The 21,560-nt window shown below is 74.8% G+C and carries 26 protein-coding genes; 12 read left to right on the plus strand and 14 right to left on the minus strand.

Annotated features, from left to right (window positions below):
* Positions 1-15: 15 nt before the first annotated feature.
* Positions 16-1,653 carry a glycosyltransferase family 39 protein gene (locus tag AB0I11_RS17760; protein WP_357321186.1) on the minus strand — a complete coding sequence of 546 codons (1,638 nt, stop codon included), beginning with the start codon at positions 1,651-1,653 and terminating at the stop codon, positions 16-18.
* A gap of 517 nt (positions 1,654-2,170) precedes the next feature.
* Between AB0I11_RS17760 and AB0I11_RS17765 the strand changes: the two genes are divergently transcribed.
* From AB0I11_RS17765 to AB0I11_RS17780, 4 genes are read left to right on the plus strand one after another with little or no spacing between them, the layout of a single operon-like run.
* On the plus strand, positions 2,171-3,877 hold the full coding sequence (locus tag AB0I11_RS17765; protein ID WP_357320927.1) for a nitrite/sulfite reductase: 1,707 nt from the start codon (positions 2,171-2,173) through the stop codon (positions 3,875-3,877).
* A complete protein-coding gene (locus AB0I11_RS17770; RefSeq protein WP_197087885.1) occupies positions 3,874-4,032 on the plus strand; it encodes a hypothetical protein in 159 nt (52 codons plus the stop codon). The genes AB0I11_RS17765 and AB0I11_RS17770 overlap by 4 nt, the downstream gene beginning before the upstream one ends.
* Positions 4,029-4,796 carry a phosphoadenylyl-sulfate reductase gene (locus tag AB0I11_RS17775; protein WP_357320931.1) on the plus strand — a complete coding sequence of 256 codons (768 nt, stop codon included), beginning with the start codon at positions 4,029-4,031 and terminating at the stop codon, positions 4,794-4,796. Before AB0I11_RS17770 ends, AB0I11_RS17775 begins: the two co-directional genes overlap by 4 nt.
* On the plus strand, positions 4,778-5,563 hold the full coding sequence (locus AB0I11_RS17780; protein ID WP_357320934.1) for a CbiX/SirB N-terminal domain-containing protein: 786 nt from the start codon (positions 4,778-4,780) through the stop codon (positions 5,561-5,563). Before AB0I11_RS17775 ends, AB0I11_RS17780 begins: the two co-directional genes overlap by 19 nt.
* Before the next feature lie 97 nt (positions 5,564-5,660).
* Here the strand turns inward: AB0I11_RS17780 and AB0I11_RS17785 are convergent, their stop codons facing one another.
* Together AB0I11_RS17785 and AB0I11_RS17790 are read right to left on the minus strand one after the other, a co-directional pair.
* Complete coding sequence (locus AB0I11_RS17785; RefSeq protein WP_088975879.1) at positions 5,661-5,918, minus strand: WhiB family transcriptional regulator; 258 nt, start codon at positions 5,916-5,918, stop codon at positions 5,661-5,663.
* Positions 5,919-6,369: 451 nt separating this feature from the next.
* Positions 6,370-7,320 carry a diacylglycerol kinase family protein gene (locus AB0I11_RS17790; protein WP_357320937.1) on the minus strand — a complete coding sequence of 317 codons (951 nt, stop codon included), beginning with the start codon at positions 7,318-7,320 and terminating at the stop codon, positions 6,370-6,372.
* A 43-nt stretch (positions 7,321-7,363) separates the two neighbouring features.
* Between AB0I11_RS17790 and AB0I11_RS17795 the strand changes: the two genes are divergently transcribed.
* On the plus strand, positions 7,364-7,771 hold the full coding sequence (locus tag AB0I11_RS17795) for a hypothetical protein (protein ID WP_357320940.1): 408 nt from the start codon (positions 7,364-7,366) through the stop codon (positions 7,769-7,771).
* On the opposite strand, the gene AB0I11_RS17800 is transcribed toward AB0I11_RS17795, so the two are convergent.
* Genes AB0I11_RS17800 through sodN form a run of 3 tightly spaced genes read right to left on the minus strand, consistent with a single transcriptional unit; the run spans position 7,765 to position 9,130 of the window.
* Positions 7,765-8,172, minus strand: coding sequence for an ATP-binding protein (locus AB0I11_RS17800; RefSeq protein ID WP_357320943.1), 408 nt, complete (start codon positions 8,170-8,172; stop codon positions 7,765-7,767). The genes AB0I11_RS17795 and AB0I11_RS17800 overlap by 7 nt on opposite strands.
* A 32-nt stretch (positions 8,173-8,204) precedes the next feature.
* Positions 8,205-8,729: a GNAT family N-acetyltransferase gene (locus tag AB0I11_RS17805; RefSeq protein ID WP_357320946.1), complete on the minus strand. Its 525-nt coding sequence runs from the start codon at positions 8,727-8,729 to the stop codon at positions 8,205-8,207.
* On the minus strand, positions 8,726-9,130 hold the full coding sequence (sodN, locus tag AB0I11_RS17810; protein ID WP_357320949.1) for a superoxide dismutase, Ni: 405 nt from the start codon (positions 9,128-9,130) through the stop codon (positions 8,726-8,728). The genes AB0I11_RS17805 and sodN overlap by 4 nt, the downstream gene beginning before the upstream one ends.
* 85 nt (positions 9,131-9,215) lie before the next feature.
* Between sodN and AB0I11_RS17815 the strand changes: the two genes are divergently transcribed.
* The 3 genes from AB0I11_RS17815 (at position 9,216) to AB0I11_RS17825 (ending at position 11,926) form a co-directional block, all read left to right on the plus strand.
* The gene (locus AB0I11_RS17815; protein WP_357320952.1) at positions 9,216-9,566 is read left to right on the plus strand and encodes a S24/S26 family peptidase; all 351 of its coding nucleotides are present in this window, start codon (positions 9,216-9,218) and stop codon (positions 9,564-9,566) included.
* A gap of 142 nt (positions 9,567-9,708) precedes the next feature.
* Positions 9,709-10,887, plus strand: coding sequence for an NADP-dependent malic enzyme (locus tag AB0I11_RS17820; protein ID WP_357320955.1), 1,179 nt, complete (start codon positions 9,709-9,711; stop codon positions 10,885-10,887).
* 76 nt (positions 10,888-10,963) lie between these two features.
* Entirely contained in the window at positions 10,964-11,926 is a 963-nt protein-coding gene (locus tag AB0I11_RS17825) for a zinc-binding dehydrogenase (RefSeq protein ID WP_357320958.1), read from the plus strand.
* A 27-nt stretch (positions 11,927-11,953) separates the two neighbouring features.
* On the opposite strand, the gene AB0I11_RS17830 is transcribed toward AB0I11_RS17825, so the two are convergent.
* The 3 genes from AB0I11_RS17830 to AB0I11_RS17840 form a co-directional block, all read right to left on the minus strand.
* Positions 11,954-12,916 (minus strand): chlorophyllase, encoded by a 963-nt coding sequence (locus tag AB0I11_RS17830; RefSeq protein ID WP_357320960.1) that lies wholly within the window; start codon positions 12,914-12,916, stop codon positions 11,954-11,956.
* An 85-nt stretch (positions 12,917-13,001) separates the two neighbouring features.
* Positions 13,002-13,541, minus strand: a complete 540-nt coding sequence (locus tag AB0I11_RS17835) for an aminoglycoside adenylyltransferase (RefSeq protein ID WP_357320963.1) — start codon at positions 13,539-13,541, stop codon at positions 13,002-13,004.
* A 126-nt stretch (positions 13,542-13,667) separates the two neighbouring features.
* Positions 13,668-14,615 carry an alpha/beta hydrolase gene (locus tag AB0I11_RS17840; RefSeq protein WP_357320966.1) on the minus strand — a complete coding sequence of 316 codons (948 nt, stop codon included), beginning with the start codon at positions 14,613-14,615 and terminating at the stop codon, positions 13,668-13,670.
* Between the two features lie 159 nt (positions 14,616-14,774).
* Between AB0I11_RS17840 and AB0I11_RS17845 the strand changes: the two genes are divergently transcribed.
* Positions 14,775-14,945 carry a hypothetical protein gene (locus AB0I11_RS17845; RefSeq protein WP_357320969.1) on the plus strand — a complete coding sequence of 57 codons (171 nt, stop codon included), beginning with the start codon at positions 14,775-14,777 and terminating at the stop codon, positions 14,943-14,945.
* Between the two features lie 55 nt (positions 14,946-15,000).
* On the opposite strand, the gene AB0I11_RS17850 is transcribed toward AB0I11_RS17845, so the two are convergent.
* From AB0I11_RS17850 to AB0I11_RS17865, 4 genes are all read right to left on the minus strand, one after another.
* The gene (locus AB0I11_RS17850) at positions 15,001-16,119 is read right to left on the minus strand and encodes an acetate kinase (protein WP_357320971.1); all 1,119 of its coding nucleotides are present in this window, start codon (positions 16,117-16,119) and stop codon (positions 15,001-15,003) included.
* Entirely contained in the window at positions 16,116-18,185 is a 2,070-nt protein-coding gene (gene pta, locus AB0I11_RS17855; RefSeq protein WP_357320974.1) for a phosphate acetyltransferase, read from the minus strand. The genes AB0I11_RS17850 and pta overlap by 4 nt, the downstream gene beginning before the upstream one ends.
* 71 nt (positions 18,186-18,256) lie before the next feature.
* Positions 18,257-18,964 carry a DUF998 domain-containing protein gene (locus AB0I11_RS17860; protein ID WP_357320976.1) on the minus strand — a complete coding sequence of 236 codons (708 nt, stop codon included), beginning with the start codon at positions 18,962-18,964 and terminating at the stop codon, positions 18,257-18,259.
* A gap of 72 nt (positions 18,965-19,036) precedes the next feature.
* The gene (locus tag AB0I11_RS17865) at positions 19,037-19,540 is read right to left on the minus strand and encodes a GNAT family N-acetyltransferase (RefSeq protein ID WP_357320978.1); all 504 of its coding nucleotides are present in this window, start codon (positions 19,538-19,540) and stop codon (positions 19,037-19,039) included.
* A gap of 49 nt (positions 19,541-19,589) precedes the next feature.
* Here AB0I11_RS17865 and AB0I11_RS17870 point away from each other — a divergent pair, with 49 nt between their 5' ends.
* The 3 genes from AB0I11_RS17870 to AB0I11_RS17880 all read left to right on the plus strand — a co-directional run bounded on the left by AB0I11_RS17870 (position 19,590) and on the right by AB0I11_RS17880 (position 21,253).
* Positions 19,590-20,165, plus strand: a complete 576-nt coding sequence (locus tag AB0I11_RS17870; RefSeq protein WP_357320981.1) for a TetR/AcrR family transcriptional regulator — start codon at positions 19,590-19,592, stop codon at positions 20,163-20,165.
* Positions 20,166-20,312: 147 nt separating this feature from the next.
* Positions 20,313-20,738: a hypothetical protein gene (locus AB0I11_RS17875; protein ID WP_357320984.1), complete on the plus strand. Its 426-nt coding sequence runs from the start codon at positions 20,313-20,315 to the stop codon at positions 20,736-20,738.
* Positions 20,735-21,253, plus strand: coding sequence for a WHG domain-containing protein (locus AB0I11_RS17880; RefSeq protein ID WP_357320987.1), 519 nt, complete (start codon positions 20,735-20,737; stop codon positions 21,251-21,253). The genes AB0I11_RS17875 and AB0I11_RS17880 overlap by 4 nt, the downstream gene beginning before the upstream one ends.
* Before the next feature lie 53 nt (positions 21,254-21,306).
* Here the strand turns inward: AB0I11_RS17880 and AB0I11_RS17885 are convergent, their stop codons facing one another.
* Positions 21,307-21,486, minus strand: coding sequence for a DUF6104 family protein (locus tag AB0I11_RS17885; RefSeq protein WP_089009804.1), 180 nt, complete (start codon positions 21,484-21,486; stop codon positions 21,307-21,309).
* Between the last annotated feature and the right edge of the window lie 74 nt (positions 21,487-21,560).

Raw genomic sequence — 21,560 nt, forward strand, 5'->3', positions numbered from 1 at the left:
GCGCCGTGGCGCTGCTCAACCCCGCCGGGTGAGCAGCGCCACGGTCAGCCCCGGCCGGGGCGCGACCGTCGTCACCGCGAACCCGTCGCGCAGCGCCGCGCCCTTGGCGCCGCCGACCGCGGCCAGCGGGTCGTCGCGGCGGCCGGACACCACCAGCCAGACCCGGCGCGCGCCGGCCAGGCACTCCGCCGGCCGGTCGCACTCGCTCGCCCAGAGGTCCGCGCGCTGCCGCTCGTCGCGGACCACCAGCACGTCACGCGGCTCCCGCGATCCCAGGTGGTACGCGATCCCGAGGTCGAGGAAGAGCCAGCTGCGCCGGGGCGAGAAGACGATCGCGTCACCGGGCCGGGCCTGGCCGGCGATCACCCGGGCCGCACCCGCGTAGTCGATCGGGGCGGTACGCGGCCATTCGTGCGTGCGGCGCAGCGCGGCCTGGTCGGGCAGGCCCAGCAGGCCGGCCAGGGTGACCACGGCGAGCGCCGGCGCCAGCCGTACCCCGGCCAGCGCGGCGCCGGCCAGCAGGCAGGTGAACGGCACGGTGAAGACCAGGTACCGGGTCACCCAGAGGGGTTGCGCGGTGCCGGCGGCGTAGAGCAGCAGCACCGGCAGCAGGACGGCGGCGGCCGGCAGCAGCGCGCGCCGGCCGAGCCGGCCCGCTCCCAGCGCGGCGAGGCCGACCAGCAGGCCGCCGACCACCCCGCTCTGTGCCACCCCGCCGGGCAGGGCCGACAGGTCGGGGAGGCGGGCCAGGTCCACCCAGTTCAGCTGCCGGGACCGCTGTCCCCGGGCGAGCAGCACCAGCGGGGCGACCAGCAGGACGGCCGGCAGCAGCGCGATCAGCCAGCGCCAGAGCAGGCCACGACCGCCGGGGTGCCGGCGTGCCCGTCCGGTCGCGGTCGAGAGGTCAGCCGACCCGGCCGCCGGACCACCGGCCGCCGGACCACCGGCCGCCGGGTCGCCGGCCGCCGGGTCGCGGGCCGCCGCGCTGGCTGCCGGGTCGCCAAGCGCCGGGTCGGCGGCCGGCCGGTGGCCGGTCGGCGGGAGGTCGGCCGGGTCCGCCGGCTGCCGGGGGTCCGGCGGGGCGAGGCCGGCCGCCGCCGGTCCGCGGCCGGCGGCGAGCAGCACCACGAGTCCGTGCGCGGCGAGCAGGGTGAGGGCGATCAGGTGGGTCAGGCCGAGGGCGGCCACCGCGAGGGCGTACCCGGTGAACCACCGCCAGCCGGGCCGGCGCAGCGCCTCGACCAGCAGCAGCGTGGCCAGCACCGCCAGCAGGGTGGCCGCCGCGTACGGGCGGGCCTCCTGGCCGTACCGGGAGGTGCCGGGCAGGACGGCGAAGAGCAGCCCGGCCAGCAGTCCGGCCCGGTCGCCGACCAGCCGCGCGCCGAGCCGGGCGGTGAGCGCGGCGGCCCCGGCCATGGCCAGCGCGGACGGCAGCCGCAGCGCGGTCGGCGAGGTCCCGGCCAGCGCGGTCCAGGCGTGCATGAACAGGTAGTACGGCCCGGTGGCCGCGTCGATGGTGCCGGCCAGCCGGACCAGGTCGCGGACCGGGCGGGTGGCGGCGCTCCAGGTGGCCAGCTCGTCCCGCCAGAGCTGGGCCCGCCCGACTCCGGCGAGGGTGACCGCCAGCGTGCCCAGGCCGGGGACCGCCCACACCGGCCAGCCCCGGTGGGCACGGGGCGGGCGGGACGCTGCGGGCGCGGTCACATCCCGCAGCCTCACACGCCGGCGCGGCCCGCCGGGCCGGTCCGCCGATCCCGGCAGCCACGCCACCGGCCCCGGGACCGGATGAGGTAGCGCGGCGCAGCCCACCGGCCCACGCATCCCGGCCGGCCGGCTGGTGGCGGGCGAGGGGTGCGGCAACCTATCACGGTCGATGCGGTGGCGGCGGCCCGTGATGTGGGATCACATCGGCGGCCGGTGGTCCGGGCCTGGCGGGTGTGGCAGCATGTTCCGCATGACCGCCGCTGTCATCCGCCGCTTCGTGGCTCGCCGCCACGTCGATTACGGCCGCGTCCGCAGCGCGATCTGTCCGGCCCACTGACGACGCCCGACCCATCCGTCTCGGGCGCGTTCCGCGCCGGCCGTCTTTGACATCGCCGTCCTCGGCCCCTACCCGGGCCGGCCGCCGCGTCCGCGCTTCCAGGCACACCAGACAACGGAGGACGCCGCGATGGCGGTCAGCAGCACCACCACGACCCGGCCCGACGCGCCGGCCGCCCGGGCTCCCCGCCGGCCCCGCGGCGAGGGGCAGTGGGCGCTCGGGCACCGCGAGCCGCTCAACCCCAACGAACGGATCAAGAAGGACGACGACCCGCTGAACGTGCGGGCCCGGATCGAGACCATCTACGCCCACCGGGGCTTCGCCTCGATCGACCCGCAGGACCTGCGCGGCCGGTTCCGCTGGTGGGGCCTCTACACCCAGCGCCGGGCCGGCATCGACGGCGGGCGCACCGCCGTGCTGGAGCCGCACGAGCTGGAGGACGAGTTCTTCATGCTCCGGGTGCGGGTGGACGGTGGTCAGCTCAACCTGGCCCAGCTCCGCGTCATCGCGGACATCTCCCGCGAGTTCGCCCGGGACACCGCCGACATCACCGACCGGCAGAACATCCAGTTCCACTGGATCCGGATCGAGGACATGCCGGAGATCTGGCGGCGGCTGGAGGAGGTCGGCCTGCAGACCACCGAGGCGTGCGGCGACTGCCCGCGGGTGGTCTGCGGCAGCCCGGTGGCCGGCGTGTCGGCGGCCGAGCTGCTCGACCCGACCCCGGCGCTCGACGAGATCGTCGACCGGCACATCGGCAGCAAGGAGTTCTCCAACCTGCCCCGCAAGTTCAAGACCTCCATCTCCTGGCTGGCCGACATCCCGTACGAGGCGAACGACGTCGCCTTCCTCGGCGTCGACCACCCGGAGCACGGCCCCGGCTTCGACGTCTGGGTGGGCGGCGGCCTCTCCACCAACCCGATGCTGGCCAAGCGGCTCGGCGTCTGGGTGCCGCTGGCCGAGGTGCCGGACGTCTGGGCCGGCGTGGTCGGCATCTTCCGCGACTACGGCTACCGCCGGCTGCGCAACCGGGCCCGGCTGAAGTTCCTGGTCGCCGACTGGGGCGTGGCCCGGTTCCGGGAGGTCCTGGAGAAGGAGTACCTGGGCCGGACCATGCTGGACGGCCCGGCGCCGCAGCTGCCCGACCGGCCGATCGACCACATCGGCGTGTACCGGCAGCGGGACGGCCGCAACTACGTCGGGGTGGCCCCGGTGGTGGGTCGGGTCGCCGGCCCGCAACTGGCCCGGCTCGCCGACGTGGTCGAGGCGCACGGCAGCGACCGGATCCGGCTCACCCCGTACCAGAAGCTGCTGGTGCTGGACGTGGCGCCGGAGCGGACCGACTCGCTGGTGGCGCGGCTGCGGGAGATCGGCCTGGAGGCCCAGCCGTCGGCCTGGCGGCGCGGCACCATGGCCTGCACCGGGATCGAGTTCTGCAAGCTCGCCATCGTGGAGACCAAGCGGCGCGGCGAGGAGCTGGTGGCCCGGCTGGAGGAACGGCTGCGCGACTTCGACGCCGACATCTCGATCCACCTCAACGGCTGCCCGAACGCCTGCGCCCGTACCCAGGTGGCCGACATCGGCCTCAAGGGACAGCTCGTGGTGGGCCCGGACGGCCGGCAGGTGGAGGGCTTCCAGGTGCACCTGGGCGGTGGCCTCGGCATGGCCCAGGGGCAGACCGCCGGCTTCGGCCGCAAGCTGCGCGGCCTGAAGACCACCGCCGACGAGCTTCCGGAGTACGTGGAACGACTGGCCCGCCGCTACCTGGCCGGCCGGACCGAGGGCGAGACCTTCGCCAACTGGGTGATCAGGGTCGACGAGGAGGAACTCCGATGAGTGAAACCCGTTCCGTGCCGCTGTACTGCCCGTACTGCGGTGAGGAGGACCTGCGGCCGAGCGAGACCGGGCACGGCGCCTGGGAGTGCCACGCCTGCGCCCGGGTCTTCACCGTGCGGTTCACCGGTCTGCTCGCCGAGGCGGTGGCCCGATGAGTGGGGGCCTGCTCTCCGCCGCCGGTCTGGGCCTGGTCGGGCTGGGTGGCCCGGCGCCCGCCGACCCGGCGCGGCGCGACCCGGAGCAGCTGCGCGCGCTGGCCGAGGAGGCCGGCCGGGAGCTGGAGGGCGCGCCGGCCCTGGAGATCGCCCGGTGGGCCGCCGGGACCTTCGGCGACCGGTTCTGCGTGACCAGCTCGATGGCCGACGGGGTGCTGGCGCACCTGGTGTCCCGGGTGGCGCCCGGTGTCGACGTGGTCTTCCTGGACACCGGGCTGCACTTCCCGGAGACGCTCAAGGTCCGCGACGAGGTGGCCCGCCGGCTGCCGGTGACGGTGCGGTCCATCCGGCCCCGGATGACGGTGGGGCAGCAGGACGGCCAGTACGGCCCGCGGCTGTTCAACCGCTCCCCGGACGACTGCTGCCAGCTGCGCAAGGTGGAGCCGCTGGAGCGGGCGCTGACCGGGTACGACGCCTGGGCCGCCGGGCTGCGCCGGGACGAGTCGCCGACCCGGGCCAACACGCCGGTGGTCGCCTTCGACGCCCGGCGCGGCAAGGTCAAGGTGAACCCGATCGCCGCCTGGTCCCAGCGGGACGTGGATGCCTACATCGCCCGCTACGACATCCCGGTCAACGAGCTGTTCGCGCGGGGCTACGGGTCGATCGGCTGCTGGCCCTGCACCCGCCGCACCAAGGCCGGGGAGGACCCGCGGGCCGGCCGGTGGGCCATGTTCGAGAAGACCGAGTGCGGGCTGCACACCTGACCGCCCCGCCCGTGGTGCTGGTCGCGCACGGCAGTCGTGACCCGCGGGCGGCCGAGGCGACCCGGGCGCTGGCCCGGGCCGTGGCGGCCGCCCGCCCCGGCGTCCCGGTGCTGCCGAGCTGGCTGGACCACACCGAGCCGGGTCCGGCGGTGGTGCTGCGCGAGCTGGCCGCCGCCGGTCGGCCGCGGGCGGTGCTGGTGCCGTTGCTGCTGACCGCCGCGTACCACCGGAAGGTGGACATCCCCGCGGCGGTGGCGGCCGTGGGCACCGGTGGCGCGTCGATCGACGTGCGGGTCACCGAGGTGCTGGGCCCGGCGGACGGGGTGGTCGACGCCCGGCTGCTGGGCGGGTTGCGCCGCCGGCTGGCCGAGGCGGGGCCCGGCGGGTACGACGCCCTGGTGCTGGCCGCCGCCGGCACCCGTGATCCCCGGGCCCGTGGCTCGGTGGGGCGGGTCGCCGCGGCGCTCGGCGCCGAGTTGGGCGTGCGCTGCCGGGTGTCGTACGCCTCGGCGGCGCCCCCGGCGGCGAACGTCGCGGTGGCGAAGCTACGCGCGGGCGGGGCGGGCCGGGTGGCGGTGGCCGCGTACTTCCTGGCGCCGGGCCTGTTCCACGACGGGGTGGTGGCGGCGGCCGGCGGGGCCGGTGCGGTGGCGGTCGCCGATCCGCTCACCGACCTGCCGGAACTGGCCGAGCTGGTGCTGCGGCGGGTGGATGACGCCAGTGCCGGTTGGGCCGGGGCCGTGACGGACGTCGCCGCCGTCCGATGATCATGGACGGCGGCGACGGGGTAAGGGGGATGGCATGGGTCCGGACAGCAGAACGCCCCGGCGGGTGACCCGGCCGGGGCGTGCGGCTGTGGTGCGATCAGGCGGAGTGAGCGCGCAGCACCCGGAGACCGCCGCGGCGCTTCACCGCGCGGCGCTCCTCTTCGCTCATCCCGCCCCAGACGCCGGCGTCCTGACCGGACTCCAGCGCCCACTGCAGGCAATGGTCAGTCACCGGGCAGCGCCGGCAGACGGCCTTGGCCTGTTCCACCTGCAGGAGGGCCGGACCGGACGTCCCGATCGGGAAGAACAGCTCCGGGTCCTCGTCGCGGCAGACGGCATCGTGGCGCCAGTCCATGGCGGCAACACTCCTCATTCTTAAGTGGGTGGCCAGATAAACGCTTCGTTGCTATTCCTATATGCGTCCGCATTGCCGATCGGTGACGGTCAGCATCCGTCAATTCGGCGCTGCGTGAGCAGGCTGTGGGCTCCGCGGACCTGCTGGAACAGCTCAACCTGCCGAGCATATCCAGGCAATGTCCCGGTAACACGAGTTCGCTTGTGAATACTTTCACGAACTGCCGCGATGTCAAGGGTGACGCTCGGAAAAACTCCGAACAGTGAGCGGGCTCACCACCCATTTGTCCGGGTTTCCGAGGGCTCTGGTTACCCGGCGTGCCACAGTCGAGAATCAATGTAGTACGGTCTGCGTGACGTTGCTGACATTTCCGGCACCTGTCCTTCGGGTGTCGCGGTCACCGCACGGCGTGCGGTAGGTCACCGCGTCAACCGACGGGAGTACCCGAGACCTAACAGATTACTCTCAGTGCCGCCGGTACGGAGGTGAATCTGACTTTCTCCCGCTCGCCCAGATAGTCGCCGTCCAGTTGGAACGGTTGCGGACGGGCCGAGAGCAGGGTGAACTCCGCCAGGTCGTGCAGCCGGAGCACCTGCTTGCCGTGCGGGTCGGGGCTGTGGGAGAAGAACTGGGTCACGGTGCGTGCGGTGCTGGCCACCTTCAGTTGCCGCATCGCCAGCACGTCCAGGCCGAGATCGAAGGACGCCTCCGGGTTCGGGTTGATCTCCCGCTCGCCCAGGTACGTCCACGGTGCGGTGTTCTGGATGATGACCGTCGCCAGATCCGCCTCGGCGGCCTCGCCCGGCCGTTCCAGGGTGACGGTCGGATGCCGCCGGTCCGAGCCGAGGAAGAACTGCGCCGCCGTGGAACGGAAGTAGAGCGCCGGAGTGGAGACCCGGCCCCGCTTGCGGGCCTGCTCCACCCGCTTGATCACCGCCGCGTCCAGCCCGAAGCCCGCGCAGAAGGTGAAGTAGCGGTCGTCCGCGCGGCCCAGCCCGATGGTCCGGGACCGGCCCAGCCGCAGCCCTTCGAGGATCATGCTGGTGCCGTCGGGCCACTCCCGGGGCAGCCCGAGCGCGCGGGCGAAGACGTTGGTCGAGCCACCCGGCACGGTGGCCAGCGCGGGCAGCCGCTCGGCCAGGCTGCCGCCGGTACGGAAGGTCGGCGGATCGGCGGCCATCAGGCCGTTCACCACCTCGTTGACCGTGCCGTCGCCGCCCAGCGTCACGACCAGGTCGACGCCCTCCTGGGCGGCCTCCCGCGCCAGGTCCACGGCGTGGCCACGGCGGCGGGTGTACCGCACTGACAGATCGACTTCGCTGCGCAGGGCCCGGACCAGGACGTCCCGGCTGCGCTCGCTGGTGGTGGTGGCCTTCGGGTTGACCACCAGGACGGCCCGCATGGGCGGCACTGTACCGCGCCTACCCACGGGTATCGTGTCGCGCGTGACGATCCACTCCGAGCCGGCACCCGCCCCGCTCCGCTGGGCGGTGCTCCTGCTGCGCGCCGAGGCGGTCGCCCTCGGCCTGGTCGCGGTGTGGCTGATCTGGTCCGACCTGACCGCGCGGACCACCCACCTCACCTCGGCGCTGCTGGTGACGGCGTTCGCGGCCGGCGGGGCGGCGGCGCTCTGGGCGCTGGGCGGCGGGCTGCTCCGCCGGCGGGCCGGCGCCCGGGCACCGGCCATCGTGCTCCAGCTGATGCTGCTGCCGATCGGCTGGTACATGATCCAGGGCGGGCTGGGCTGGCTCGGCCTGCCGCTGATGGCGCTCGGCCTCGGCGTCACCGGTCTGCTGGTGAGCGCGCCCACCAACCGGGCGCTCGGCGTCGACCGGCCGGCCGGCGGTCAGTAGCCGGAGGCGCGGCGGGTCAGCAGGGAGATGGTGGCCCGGCCGTCGACGGCGCGGGCGGCCGCCGAGGTGGTCAACGCGGTGAGCACCTTCCAGGCGAACGACGACTCCGACGGCAGCGCGGCGCCGCGCACGGTCGGCACGGTCACCTCGACCGTGAGCGCGTCCTCGGTGACCGCGAACCGGCACTCCAGCTCGGCGTTGCGGGTGGCGATGGCGAGCAGCATTGCGCAGGCCTCGTCGACCGCGATGCGCAGGTCCTCGATCTCGTCCAGGGCGAACTGGAGCCGGGCCGCGAGGCCGGCCGTGGCGGTGCGGAGCACGCCCAGGTAGCCGCCGTCCGCGGGCACGGTGAGGTGCACCACGTCGTCGTCGGTGGTCGGCTGGCCGGTCAGTTGAGTCACGCCTCATCCCCCCGGTGCGGGACTCTACCCGGTCAGGCCCCCGGACGGGTGGGCGCGGCCGACACCTGCGCGGCGAGGGCGTGCAGCGCCGGACCGGTCAGCCGGTACGGCACCCACTCGTCCATCGGGGTCGCCCCGATCGCGGCGTAGAAGCGCGCCGCCGGATTCCAATTGATCATCCACCAGTCGAGCCGGCGGTAACCCCGCTCGACGCAGATCGCGGCGAGGGTGGCCAGCAGCCGGCGACCGGCGCCGGTGCCCCGGGCGGCCGGCCGGACGTACAGGTCCTCCAGGTAGATGCCGTGCACGCCCGCCCAGGTGGAGAAGTTGAGGAACCAGAGGGCGAAGCCGATCGGCTGGTCCGCCGCGTCCACCGCGACGTGGCCGAAGAGCGCGGGCGCCGGCCCGAAGAGCGCGACGGTCAGCTGCTCCTCGGTGAGATGGCACTGCTCCGGGGCGCGTTCGTAGTCGGCGAGTTCGTGCACCATCGCGACGACGGCCGGCACGTCCTCGGGACGCGCCGGCCGGATCGTCGGTGCCGGGTCGGGCAGGGTCACGCCTGCTTGGTCTCCCAGAAGATCTTGGCGATCTCGTCGATCTTCTGGAGCAGCTGGTCGGCGACCGCCGGGTCCATGCTGCCCTTGGCGCCCCCCGAACCGGCGAGCTTGGTGGTCTCGTTGAAGAGCTGGTGCAGGTGCGGGTACTTCTCGAAGTGCTGCGGCTTGAAGTAGTCGGTCCAGAGCACCCAGAGGTGGTGCTTGACCAGCTCAGCCCGCTGCTCCTTGATCAGGATCGCCCGGGTGCGGTACTCCGGGTCGGTGTTGGCCTGGTACTTCTCGCAGATCATTTTGACCGACTCGGCCTCGATCCGGGCCTGCGCCGGGTCGTACACGCCGCAAGGCAGGTCGCAGTGGGCGCTGGCGGTCACGCGGGGCGTGAGGAAGCTCCGAAGGCGCATTAGGGTCCTCCATGGGATGTTTGCGATGATCCGAGACGACATTACTCCTGGACATGCTCCCCGGCGGGCGGGAGGTGAAACCCCGGTGCCCACCCCGAGCCGGTCCGGCCCGGCGCTGCCACGCGGGCCGCTCGCCGCGGTGCTGGTCACCGGTCCGTCCATGGCCCCCACCCTGCGCCACGGCGACGCGGTGCTGGTGCGTACCGGGGGGCGGCTGGTGCGCCCGGGCGACGTGGTGGTCGCCGTCTTCCGCAGCCGCCCCGACCTGCTGGTGGTCAAGCGCGCGGTCCGCCCGCAGGACGGCGGCTGGTGGTTGCGCGGCGACAACGACCTGGTCACCGACGACTCCCGGGCGTACGGGGTGGCCGACGTGCGGGGCCGGGTGGTGGCCCGGTACTGGCCGCGGCCGCGCCGGATCCGTCCGCGACGGATATGACCCCGCTCACATCCCGGCACGGGCCGCGTGACTATGCTCGGAAAGTGCCCGGGTGACCCCCCGCACCAGCCGCCCCGCTCGCCGCTGACACATGGCGCGCCGAGCCGGCCGGTCCGTCTGCTCGACAGATCCTGGAGTCACCATGCCTTCGTCCACCCCGGACCCTGCTGATCCCGTCTTCCGGCTGCACGTCGGCGGCAAGATGGCCGTCGCCTCGACCGTGCCGCTCACCAGCCGGGAGGACCTCTCCCTCGCGTACACCCCGGGTGTGGCCCGGGTCTGCGAGGCGATCGCCGCCGATCCCGACCTCGCCGACGACTACACCTGGGTGTCGCACACCGTCGCCGTGGTCACCGACGGCTCCGCCGTACTCGGGCTGGGCAACATCGGCCCGCGCGCCGCGCTGCCGGTGATGGAGGGCAAGGCGGTGCTGTTCAAGCAGTTCGGCGGCGTGGACGCGGTGCCGATCTGCCTGGACACCCAGGACGTGGACGAGATCGTGGCCACGGTGCGGGCGCTCGCCCCGTCGTTCGGCGGGATCAACCTGGAGGACATCAGCGCCCCGCGCTGCTTCGAGGTGGAACGCCGGCTGGACGAGGCGCTGCCGATCCCGGTCTTCCACGACGACCAGCACGGCACGGCGATCGTGGTGCTGGCCGCGCTGCGCAACGCGGCCACCCTGCTCAACCGCAAGCTCGGCGACCTGCGGGTGACGATCAGCGGGGCCGGCGCGGCCGGGGTGGCGGTCACCCACATGCTGGTCGCCGGGGGAGTGAACCCGGACCAGGTGGTGGTCTGCGACTCCCGGGGCATCATCGGCCGGCACCGGCCCGACCTGACCGAGACCAAGGCGTACCTGGCCGAGACGACCAACGCCGAAGGGCGCCAGGGCGACATCACCGAGGCGCTGCGTGGCGCGGACGTGCTGGTCGGGGTCTCCGGCGGGCAGATCCCCGAGGAGGCGGTGGCCGGGATGGCCGCCGGTGGCATCGTCTTCGCGCTGGCCAACCCGACCCCGGAGGTGCACCCCGAGGTGGCCGCCCGGCACGTCGCGGTGGTGGCCACCGGGCGCAGCGACTACCCCAACCAGATCAACAACGTGCTCGCCTTCCCCGGCGTGTTCCGGGGCGCCCTGGACGCCCGGGCCACCCGGGTCACCGACGGGATGAAGGTGGCCGCCGCGGACGCCATCGCGAACGTGGTCGCCGAGTCGCTGACCGCCGACGCGATCGTGCCCTCGCCGCTGGACCCGCGGGTCGCCCCGGCGGTCGCCGAGGCCGTCGCCGAGGCGGCCCGCCGCGACGGCGTCGCCCGCCGCTGAGCGGTAGGGGAGGGGCCCCTCTTATCGCGTTATGCACAGGAAGGGCCCCTTCTTAACCGCCGCTCAGCTTGTTACCGTGCCGATCATGCGTGCCGCCTATGCCTCGGCCTTCGACGCCGACAACCCGCTCGCCGCGCTCACCGTCGGCGACCGTCCCGAGCCGACCCACCCGCAGGACGACTGGGTCACCGTGCAGGTACGGGCCAGCTCGCTCAACCACCACGACCTCTGGTCGCTGCGCGGCGTGGGCCTCAGCGCCGACCAACTCCCGATGATCCTCGGCTGCGACGCGGTCGGCACCGACCCGGACGGCAACGCCGTGGTCATCTACCCGGTGGTGCCCACCCCGGGCGACCCGCGCGGGGTCTCCATCCTCTCCGAGCACTTCGCCGGCACCTTCGCCGAGCGGGTGGCCGTACCCCGGATGAACCTGCTGCCGCTGCCCGACGGCCTCTCCGAGACCGACGCGGCGTGCCTGCCGACGGCCTGGCTCACCGCCTGGCGGATGCTCACCACCAAGGGCCGGGTGGACGAGGGCGAGTCGGTGCTGGTCCAGGGGGCCGGCGGGGGCGTGGCCACCGCGGCGGTCGCGCTCGGCGTCGCGCTCGGCAAGCGGGTCTACGCGACCAGCCGCAACGCCGAGAAGCGGGAGCGGATCACCGAGCTGGGCGCGACCGCGCTGGAGCCCGGCGCCCGGCTGCCCGAGCGCGTCGACGTGGTGATCGAGACGGTCGGCGCGGCCACCTTCGAGCACTCGCTCAAGTCCGCCGCGCCGATGGCCCGGATCGTCGTCTCCGGCGCCACCGCCGGGCACGAGCCCAAGGTCAACCTGCGCCGGGTCTTCGCCATGCAGCTGGAGATCCTGGGCACCTCGATGGGCACCCCGGACGAACTCACCCAACTGCTGGCGTTCTGCGCCGAGCACGTGGTGCGCCCGGTGGTGGACCGGGTGGTGCCGTTCAGCCGGATCGAGGAGGCGTTCGCCCGGCTGAACTCCGGCGAAGTCTTCGGCAAGCTGGTCGTCGACCACACCGCCTGACCCGCGCCGCCGCCCTGGACGGCCCGCTCAGAGGTGGTCGTCCAGGGTGGCCAGGCCGCCCCGGGCGGCGTCGGCGGGCAGCCGCTTCTTCGCCGTCGCGTCGCCGTACAGCGTCCAGCGGAGGAACTCGACCGTGGTGTCGGCGACCACCCGCAGCGCCGTGCCGTCGCTGAGCAGCGCCCGCCCGTGGTCGCCCTTGGGCAGGCTGAGCATCGCCTTCGGCCACGGCACCGCGTCGTAGACCGCCTTGCCGGCGGCGTAGCTCACCACCTCGTCGGCCTCGCCGTGCACGAAGAGCTGCGGCGCCGCCGCCCCGGCGAAGGCGGTGCCGACGCCCAGCGCCGTACCGGCGAAGACGATGCCCGCGTCGAGCCGGTCGTCCCGCCCGGCGGTGAAGAGCCCGATCGTGGTCACCCCGCCCGCGCTGTGCCCGGCCGCGGCGACCCGGTCCGGGTCCAGGTGCCCGCGCAGCGGGTCGCCGGCCTTCCGGTCCAGGGCGAGCACCCGGGTGAGCGCGTACGACACGTCGGCCGGCTGGTTGAGCACGTCCAGCGGATTGCCGTCGCCACCGGCGCCGGTGTGCGGGAACGTCGGGGCGGCCACCACGAACCCGGCCGCCGCCCAGCGGCGCAGCAGCAGTTGGTAGTCCGCCGGCCGGCCGCCCAGCCCGTGGCTGAACATCACCACCGGGAACCGCCCGGCCGCGGCCGGTGCCGACCGCTCCGGCGTGCCACCCGCCGCGCCCCGGGCCGGGTACCAGATGGTCACCGGCAGGGGGCGGTCGCCGTCGCGGTTGAGCTTCAGCTCGCGTACACCGACCGCGAAGCTCGTCGTGGGCGCGTGCCCGGCCGGCACCCGGGGGGCCGGGGTGGTCGCCTTCGGCGGATCCTCGGGTGCGGGCCGCGCGGTCGGGGCGGCGCCGCCGGAGCAGCCGGCCAGACCGGCGGCGACCAGCGCGGCGACGACCAGGGCGGTACGGCGACGAAGCATGAAGACGATTGTGCCTCGCGGCCGGGGGCGGCCGGCCGGACATCGGCCGAGGGGGCGCGGATCGGCGCCCCGGACGGGGATGATCTCAGCGGGTCGGGTGGCCGTCCCGGCTCGCCCGAAGGCGGGCCAGGTCCGCGGCGTCCTTGGCGCGACGGGGCCGCTCCGGCATCCACACCGGGTACATCTCCTTGAACTCGATCTGCGCCGCCAGGCTGATCACCGGTGCCCGGTGCGGGCCGATCCGTCCGGGCGGGCCGTCCAGCATGCCCTCGGGCAGCGGCGTGCCGGCCCACGGCCCGGCCCCCACCACCACCCGGCCCCGCGCGTCCCGGTCCAGGTACGCGAAGCTCACCTCCACGTCGTCGCGGAGCAGGTCCAGTTGCCGCTCGACCGGCAGCCGGGGGTCGGGCCGCCAGCCGTGCGCGTCGAGCAGGGCGGCCAGGCGGGCGGCGTCGGACCGCCAGCAGTACCAGTCGACGTCGACGTGCGGCCGGGTCACCTCGCCCAGGTGGAAGTCCATCGCCCAGCCGCCGCGCAGCCAGACCGGGATCCCGGCCGACCCGGCCAGCTCCCGCACCTCGCGGATCGCGGTCAACTGCCGCTCGGGCAACCCGTCGTTCGCCACCGGACCGACCCTAGCGGCCAGCCGCCGGCCGTACCGTCCCCGGCCCGCTCCGGTCCCGGCTGCCTGAGGGGCCGCCACCGCCGCCCTTGCCCGGGCCGCCCGGGACCAGGCGGGCCGGGGGCGGGCTCAGCCGGGCAGGGCGCGGGTGGTCAGGGTGGTGGTGCCGGCCAGCAGCGCGTCCGCCGGCAGCCGGCGCAGCGCGGCCGGGTCGTCGTAGAGGGTCCACCGGAGGAAGTCGGTGGTGGCGGCGAGGACCTGGGCGAAGCCGGGCCGGCCCGGGGTCAGGTACTCGCCGTGGCCCTGGCCGGGCAGGCTCAGGAAGACGGCCGGCCCGTGGCTGCGCTGGTAGGCGGCCCGGCCCACGGACTCGGGCACGATCGGGTCGGCGGCGCCGTGCACGAACAGCAGCGGCGCGGCCGGCCCGGCGAAGCTGCCGGCCAGCCCGCCCCCGGCGAGCACGATGCCGGAGCGCAGCCGCGCCGAGTGCCCGGAGGTGAACATGCCGGCCGTGGTGAAGCCGCCGGCCGAATGGCCGGCCGCCGCGAACCGGGCGACGTCCAGGTGCCCGGCGAGCGGGTCACCGCGACGGGTGTCCAGGCCCACCAGGTGGCGGATCAGCCGCCAGCCGTCGGCCGGCTGGTTGCGCACGTCGGCGCGGGTGAAGTCGCGGGCCCGCAGGTTGGTGCGGGGGAAGGTGGGCGCGGCCACCACGAACCCGGCGGCGGCCCAGCGGCTGGTCAGCGGCGCGTGCAGGGCGGGGAGGCTGCGCAGGCCGTGGCTGTAGACCACCACGGGGAACCGCCCGGCGGCCACCGGCGCGGCGGCGCGTACCACCGGCCCCGCGGGCCCGCCGACCGGGCTCCGGTCGGCCGGCCCGGCGGGATACCAGACGGTGACCGGCAGCGGCCGGGGGCCGTCCGGGTCGAGCACGAACTGCCGGATCCCCACCGGGTACGACCGCGACGGGGCGTGCCGTGCGGCGACCGGGCCCGACTCGCCGGTCGCGGCGGTGGCCGGGCCGCAGCCCGCCAGCAGCGCCGCCACCAGCGCGGCGATCAGCCGCTGCACCCTCATCCCCGCACGGTAGGCGGTCACCGCGCCGGACCGGTCCCACCGTCCGGACCGGTCGCCGCCACCACCCGGTCCGCGCCCGCCTCCACCGGCCGGGTCGGGTTTCCGGCACCGGCCCGGCCGGGACCATGCCGGTGGACGCGCTTCGCTAGGGTCACCCGCATGGCTGAGAACTACACCGACCCGAGCGGCAACACGGCGCAGTTCCGCGCCTTCGTCGACTCTCCCGAGGCGACCCCCGCCGCGGCCGCCCCGTCCCGGCTTCCGCTGGTCGCCGGCATCGTCGCCGCCGTCGTGGTGGTCGCCCTGGTGGCCTGGCTGGCGCTGGGCTGAGCCGGGCCGGCCGGGTCCCGGCGCGGCGCCGGCCCGTCCGTCGTGCCGCGGCGGGTCAGCCCGCCGCGGCCAGCACCTCCCGGGTCTCCCGGGCGATCTCCCGCTCCTCGTCGGTGCCGATCACGCAGACCGCGACCTCGGCCCCGTCGGGGGAGATCACCCGGTCGCCGCTGTCGGCGTTGCGGGCCGGGTCGACCGCGATCCCGAGCCGCTCCAGGCCGGCCAGCGACGCCGCCCGGACCGGCGCGGCGTGCTCGCCCACCCCGGCGGTGAAGACCACCGCGTCGACCCGTCCGAGCAGCGCGTAGTACCCGCCCACGTAGCTGGTGATCCGCCGGCAGTAGACGTCGAAGGCGAGGGCGGCGGCGGCGTCCCCGGCGTCCCGGCGGGCCAGCACCTCGCGCATGTCGTTGACCCCGGTCAGGCCGAGCAGGCCGCTGCGGTGGTTGAGCAGGTCGTCGATCTCGTCGACGCCCAGCCCCGCCTCCCGCCGCAGGTGGAAGATGACGGTCGGGTCCAGGTCGCCGCTGCGGGTGCCCATCACCAGGCCCTCCAGCGGCGACATGCCCATCGAGGTGGCCACGCTCCGGCCGCCCTGGACGGCACAGGCGCTCGCCCCGTTGCCCAGGTGCAGGGTGATCATGTTCGACTCGGCGTACGGCCGGCCCAGCAGGTCCGCCGCCCGGCGCGACACGTACGCGTGCGAGGTGCCGTGGAAGCCGTACCGGCGGATGCCGTACCGCTGCGCGACCTCCCGGTCGATCGCGTAGGTGGCGACGGCCTCGGGGAGGGTGTGGTGGAACGCGGTGTCGAAGATGGCCACCTGCGGGGTGTCCGGCAGCGCCTCCCGGGCCACCCGGATGCCGGCCAGGTTCGCCGGGTTGTGCAGCGGGGCGAGCGGGACCAGGTCCTCGATCGCCGCGAACACGGCGTCGTCGATCAGCACCGGTTCGCTGAACTTCCGGCCGCCGTGCACCACCCGGTGCCCGACGCCGGCCAGCCCGGTGAGGTCCAGCCGGTCGATGATCTCCCGGACCGCGCTCTCGTGGTCGGCCGGCCCGCCGCCGGGCTCACCGACCCGCTCGACGGTGCCCTTGTCGCGGACCTGGTCGCCGTCGTACAGCCGGTACTTCACCGAGGAGGACCCGCAGTTGAGGACGAGGATGCGACTCATCGTGACGCTCCGGCGGTCGCGGCCTGGATGGCGGTGATCGCCACCGTGTTGACGATGTCGGGCACGGTGGCACCCCGGGACAGGTCGTTGACCGGCTGGCGCAGGCCCTGCATGACCGGGCCGACCGCCACCGCGCCGGCCGAGCGCTGCACCGCCTTGTACGTGTTGTTGCCGGTGTTCAGGTCGGGGAAGATGAACACCGTGGCCCGCCCCGCGACCGGGCTCTCCGGCAGCTTGGTCGCGGCGACCTGCGGGTCGATCGCCGCGTCGTACTGGATCGGCCCCTCCACCAGCAGGTCCGGCCGGCGTTGCCGGACCAGCGCGGTGGCCGCCGCGACCTTCTCCACGTCCTCCCCGGCGCCCGAGCTGCCGGTCGAGTAGGACAGCATCGCCACCCGCGGCTCGATGCCGAACCGGGCCGCGGTCTCGGCCGACGAGATGGCGATGTCGGCGAGCTGGGCGGCGTCCGGGTCGCGGTTCACCGCGCAGTCGCCGTAGACCAGCACCCGGTCGGCGAGCAGCATGAAGAAGACGCTGGACGCGACCGAGACGTCGGGCAGCGTCCGGATGATCTCGAACGCCGGCCGGATGGTGGCCGCCGTGGTGTGGGTGGCCCCGGAGACCATGCCGTCGGCCCGGCCGGTCCCCACCATCATGGTGCCGAAGTAGTTCGGCTGCGCCACGATGTCGTGCGCCAGCTCGACGGTCATCCCCCGGTGCGCGCGCAGCTTCGCGTACTCGGCGGCGAACTCGTCCCGCCACTCGCTGCGCGCCGGGTCGACCACCTGCGCGTCGGTGATGTCGACGCCCAGCTCCCGGGTGCGCCGCGCGACGTCCTCGGGCCGGCCCAGCAGGGTCAGGTCGGCCACGCCCCGGCGCAGCAGGATCTCCGCGGCCCGCAGGATGCGTTCCTCGGTACCCTCCGGCAGCACCAGCCGGCGGCGCTGCCCGCGGGCCCGGTCGATCAGGTCGTTCTCGAACATCAGCGGGGTGACCCGCGCCGAGCGGCTGACCCGCAGCCGGCGGGCCAGGTCGACGGTGTCCACGCAGCGTTCGAAGGCGCCGAGCGCCGCCTCCACCTTGCGCGGGTTCGCGGTGCTGGGCCGCCCCTCGATCCGGCTGGACGCCGCGACCGTGTCGTAGCTGTCGCTGGTCACCGAGAGCACGGCCAGCCCGGTGTTGAGCCGCTCGACCAGCCGCATCGCCCGCGGGTCGGGTTGCTCGCCGAGGGTGAGCACCAGCCCGGCCACCGAGACCTGGCCGGCCACGTGCGCGGCGCTCGCCGCCACCAGCAGGTCGGCCCGGTCGCCCGGGGTGATCACCAGGGCCCCGTCGGTCAGGTGGTCCAGCAGGGTGGGCACGTGCGCCGCGCCGACCACGTAGTCCAGCACGTCCCGGTCGAGCGCCGTGTCGTCGCCGGCGAGCAGGGTGGCGCCGAGCGCCGCGGCCACCTCGGCCACCGTCGGCGCCGACACGGCGGGCACCTCCGGGATGGCGTACGCGGGGACCGGCAGGTCGGGCAGGGGCATCGGCTCGGGCACCCGGTTGGCGACCACCGCCACCACCGTCGCGCCCAGGTCGGCCAGGTCGTGGTACGCCCCGCGGACCGCCGCCGCGATCGCCTCCGGCTGCTGCCCGAAGCCGTCGACCACGGGCACCACCACGCTGCCGAACTCGGTGGCCAGCCGGGCGTTGAAGGCCAGCTCGCGCGGCCCGGCCCCGTCCCCGTCGGCGAAGTCGCTGCCCACCACGACCACCGCCGGGCAGCGCCGCTCGACCTCCCGGTAGCGGGCCACGATCCGGGAGATCAGCTCCTCCCGCCGGCCCTCCGCGACCAGCGCGGTGGCCTCGGCGTACGTCGCGCCGTGCAGCTCCTCGACCGGCAGTTCCACCCGGTAGCGCTCGGTGAGCAGGGCGAGGATCTGGTCGGGCCCCCGGCCGGGGACCAGCGGCCGGAACGCGCCGATCCGCTCGACCTGACGGGACAGCAGCTCGGCCAGCCCGAGGGCGACCGTCGACTTGCCCCCACCCGATCCGACACTCGTCAGGTACACGCTGCGCGCCACGGCCTCACGCTACAAGATCGCGGTGTCCCTCGCGCGGGTCCTTGGGCCTGGGGCGGAGGACCCTTCCTCGCTCAGGAGGGGGCCGGTGTGACGGTGCCGCGGTCCCGGTCCGTGCCGGGCTCGTCGCTCGGCTGCGCGGCCAGGAAGAGCGCGTCGCTCTTCACCACCCAGGCCGCCCCGAAGGCGAACACGGCCACCGTCTCGCACCAGAGCACGGGCTTGAGGGTGTGCCGTACCTCGGCGGAGAGCAGCGTGCTGGCCAGGGCGAGAGCGATCGCCCCCAGGATGAGCCCGCCGCAGAGGTGGTAGAACCGGGCCGCCGACCGGGACGGCGGCACGCCGGCCCGGTCCGGGCGGGTGAAGAGGACGAGACAGTAGACGGCGAGGAGCAGGAAGAGCGCCCCGGCGGCGACCTGGTGCACCAGGCCGATGATCCGGTCGCTGGCGCTGATGGTGCCGGCCCGGGCGCCCATCGTGGTGGGGAAGAGGGCCACCACGACCGCCAGGACGCCGGCGACCGTGCCGAGCGAGTCGTCCGGCTGGCGGTACCGGTAGGCGATCAGGAACACTCCGACGGCGCACAGGGAGCCGACGAAGACGTCGCGCAGCTCGGTGTGGTAATACCCGCTGAGCGAGTCGAGCAGGGTGAGCCGACGGGCGACGATCAGGTGGCCGACCACCAGCACGATCGGCAGGGCGATCCCGACGGATCCGACGCCCAGTCGCAGGTGGCGGACGGTCACGGCGTCCTGCGGTGGCCTGCGGCGCTCGGGGTTCATCGCCGCCTCCCGTCGTCGGTCGGTGCTCTCTCCAGTGGACGCGACGGGTGCCGTCCGCGTCAACGGTCGGCGTCAGTTGCCGGCCGCCGCCAGCTCCCGTTCGTACACCTGCCCGGTCAGGTCCGCGCCGAAGCTGTGGTGCGGTTCCTCCCGCACCAGCCGGAAGCCGCGGGAGAGGTAGATCCGCCGGGCGGCGACCAGGGGGTGGTTGGTCCAGAGCCGGATGCGGGGGTAGCCGACCCGCCGGGCGAAGGCGAGGCACTCGTCGACCAGCCGGCCGCCGAGGGACCGCCCCCGGGCCGCGGGATCGACCAGCAGGATCCGTAGCTGGGCCGTCTCGTCGTCGGCCGCGACGCAGAAGACGCAACCGACCCGCTTCCCGTCCACCTCGGCGATCCAGGCGGCCTCCCGGGCCGGATCGTGGTCGACGGCGTAGTCGGCGACGATCCGGGCCACGAGCGCCTCGAAGCTGCTGTCCCAACCGAACTCGGCGGCGTACGTCTCGCCGTGGGCCAGCACCACCCAGCCGAGGTCACCGGGCCGGCCCAACGGACGTATGAGGACCTGCTCGCTCATCGACACCCCTCCACTACTGAAACAGTCGTTTCAGTGGCAGAGTAGCGCTGTGAGCGACCACGAGCGACCCCCCAGCGCCCGCCGGGCCGAACTCCTCGAGCGGGCCTACCGGTACGTCCTGACGCACGGGCTGGCCGAACTGTCGCTGCGCCCGCTCGCCGCCGCCATCGGCTCCAGCCCGCGCGTCCTGCTCTTCCTCTTCGGCTCCAAGGATCAGCTCATCCGTGACCTGCTCGGGCGGGCCCGGGTCGACGAACTGGCCGCGCTCCGGCGGGCCCGGGAAGCGGGCGGCACCGACGACTTCGCCGCGGCGGTGCGGGCGACCTGGGGCTGGCTGGTGGACCCGGCACACCGTCCGATGCTGGTCCTCTGGGTCCAGGCGTACGCCCGCTCGCTGAGCGAGCCGGGCGGACCGTGGGCGGGGTTCGCCCGGCAGACGGTGGAGGACTGGCTCGGGCTGCTCGCCGAGATCGGCGGCCGGGCCGACGGCGGTGGCGCGGACCCGGCCCTCGGCCTGGCGCTGCTGCGCGGGGCCCTGCTCGACCTGCTGGCCACCGGCGATGCCGAACGGACCACCGCGGTCGTCGAGCGCTACCTGGGCCTGCTCGCCGCGGCGGCCCGCTGAACCCGGGCCGGCGCCGGCCCGGGTAGCGCTCGATGACCACGTCCGCGTACCCAGCGCCGAGGTGTCACCAGGCTGTCCCTTGACCCGGCTAACGCTGTTCGCTAGCGTCTAGGCTAACAGCGTTAGCCAGAGAGAGGGCGTGCCGTGATGACCGCAGCGACGACCGTGCAGACCCGACCGGTGACGACCGACGGCGGGCGCGTCCGGGACCGGGCCGGCCGGGTGCTGCTCTGGCTGTCCGCGGTCGGCGCGGTGGGGGCGGCAGCGGGTGCGTACGGCGCGGTCGCCGACGCCGAACCCGCCGTCACGGTGGTCGAGACGTGGCGGGCGTACGGCTTCGTGGTCTTCGCCGGGCTCTTCGCCCTGCTGGCCGTGCGTCCCCGGGGCTACCGCGGGGTATGGCCGCTGGTGATCTTCCACAAGGTGGCGATGACGGTGACCGCGCTGGTCTACGCGCGGAACGCCGCGATCGAGGGGACCGGCACCATCCTGGTCTGGGACGGCACCCTGTCGGTGCTGCTCGTGCTGGCCTTCGTGCTCTGCCGCGGGTGGGTGGCGGAGCCGCGCCGGTGAGCCGCCGCGAGGAAATCGTCGACGTCGCGGAACGCCTGCTGGAGCGCACCGGGCCGGAGGCCGTCACGATGCGCCGGCTCGCCGACGAACTGGGCATCCAGGCGCCGTCGCTGTACAAGCACGTCGCGGGAAAGCCGGAGATCGAGGCGGCCCTCCAGCAGCGCGGGCTACAGCGGCTCGCCGCAGCCCTGGAGGCGGCGCCGGACCTGCCGTCCCTCGCCGCCGCGTACCGCGACTGGGCGCTCCGGCATCCCCGGCTGTACGAGATCGCCACCCGGCTGCCGCTGGCGCGCGAGCGCCTCGCGCCCGGCGTGGAGGCGGCCGCCGCGGCGCCGCTGCTCCGGGTGACCGGTGGTGACCTGACTGCGGCGCGCGCCCTCTGGGGCCTGGCACACGGGCTGGTCGACCTGGAACTGGCCGGCCGGTTTCCACCCGGGGTCGACCTCGATGCGGTCTGGGCGCACGCCATGGCCGAACGGGTCGTGGCCGGTCCCGGCTCGGGCGCCACGGGCTGAGCAGCCAGGCGGGTGGCTGGCGCGGCGCGCGCCCGGCGTACCGGGTCAGCCGGTCACTCGTCGTCCTCGTCGTCCAGCCGGGCCAGCCAGGTGGCGAACCGCTCGATCGGCGTCTCGAACTCCGGGTTCAGGTCGACGAAGTCGCGCAGCCGCTCGCCCAGCCACTCCAGGCTGACCTGCTCGTCGCCCCGGCGCTCGACCAGCTCCTCGATGCCACGGTCGGTGAAGTACATCGGTTCGTCCTCTCGTCGTCGGCCGGCCGACGGCAGCGGCCCGCCCCGGCGTCGGGACGGGCCGCTGCCGATCG

Origin of the sequence: Micromonospora sp. NPDC050495 (assembly GCF_040655175.1) — a bacterium.
Lineage (GTDB): Bacteria > Actinomycetota > Actinomycetes > Mycobacteriales > Micromonosporaceae > Micromonospora.

Excerpts from the sequence above, each read along its gene's own strand:
- AB0I11_RS17770 (WP_197087885.1), top strand. The coding sequence starts at position 3,874 with ATGAGTGAAACCCGTTCCGTGCCGCTGTACTGCCCGTACTGCGGTGAG.
- AB0I11_RS17885 (WP_089009804.1), bottom strand. The coding sequence starts at position 21,486 with ATGTACTTCACCGACCGTGGCATCGAGGAGCTGGTCGAGCGCCGGGGC.
- AB0I11_RS17840 (WP_357320966.1), bottom strand. The coding sequence starts at position 14,615 with ATGAGGGTGCAGCGGCTGATCGCCGCGCTGGTGGCGGCGCTGCTGGCG.
- AB0I11_RS17775 (WP_357320931.1), top strand. The coding sequence starts at position 4,029 with ATGAGTGGGGGCCTGCTCTCCGCCGCCGGTCTGGGCCTGGTCGGGCTG.
- AB0I11_RS17830 (WP_357320960.1), bottom strand. The coding sequence starts at position 12,916 with ATGCTTCGTCGCCGTACCGCCCTGGTCGTCGCCGCGCTGGTCGCCGCC.
- sodN (WP_357320949.1), bottom strand. The coding sequence starts at position 9,130 with ATGCGCCTTCGGAGCTTCCTCACGCCCCGCGTGACCGCCAGCGCCCAC.
- AB0I11_RS17820 (WP_357320955.1), top strand. The coding sequence starts at position 9,709 with ATGCCTTCGTCCACCCCGGACCCTGCTGATCCCGTCTTCCGGCTGCAC.
- AB0I11_RS17865 (WP_357320978.1), bottom strand. The coding sequence starts at position 19,540 with ATGAGCGAGCAGGTCCTCATACGTCCGTTGGGCCGGCCCGGTGACCTC.
- AB0I11_RS17875 (WP_357320984.1), top strand. The coding sequence starts at position 20,313 with ATGACCGCAGCGACGACCGTGCAGACCCGACCGGTGACGACCGACGGC.
- AB0I11_RS17785 (WP_088975879.1), bottom strand. The coding sequence starts at position 5,918 with ATGGACTGGCGCCACGATGCCGTCTGCCGCGACGAGGACCCGGAGCTG.
- AB0I11_RS17860 (WP_357320976.1), bottom strand. The coding sequence starts at position 18,964 with ATGAACCCCGAGCGCCGCAGGCCACCGCAGGACGCCGTGACCGTCCGC.
- AB0I11_RS17850 (WP_357320971.1), bottom strand. The coding sequence starts at position 16,119 with ATGAGTCGCATCCTCGTCCTCAACTGCGGGTCCTCCTCGGTGAAGTAC.
- AB0I11_RS17845 (WP_357320969.1), top strand. The coding sequence starts at position 14,775 with ATGGCTGAGAACTACACCGACCCGAGCGGCAACACGGCGCAGTTCCGC.
- AB0I11_RS17790 (WP_357320937.1), bottom strand. The coding sequence starts at position 7,320 with ATGCGGGCCGTCCTGGTGGTCAACCCGAAGGCCACCACCACCAGCGAG.
- AB0I11_RS17765 (WP_357320927.1), top strand. The coding sequence starts at position 2,171 with ATGGCGGTCAGCAGCACCACCACGACCCGGCCCGACGCGCCGGCCGCC.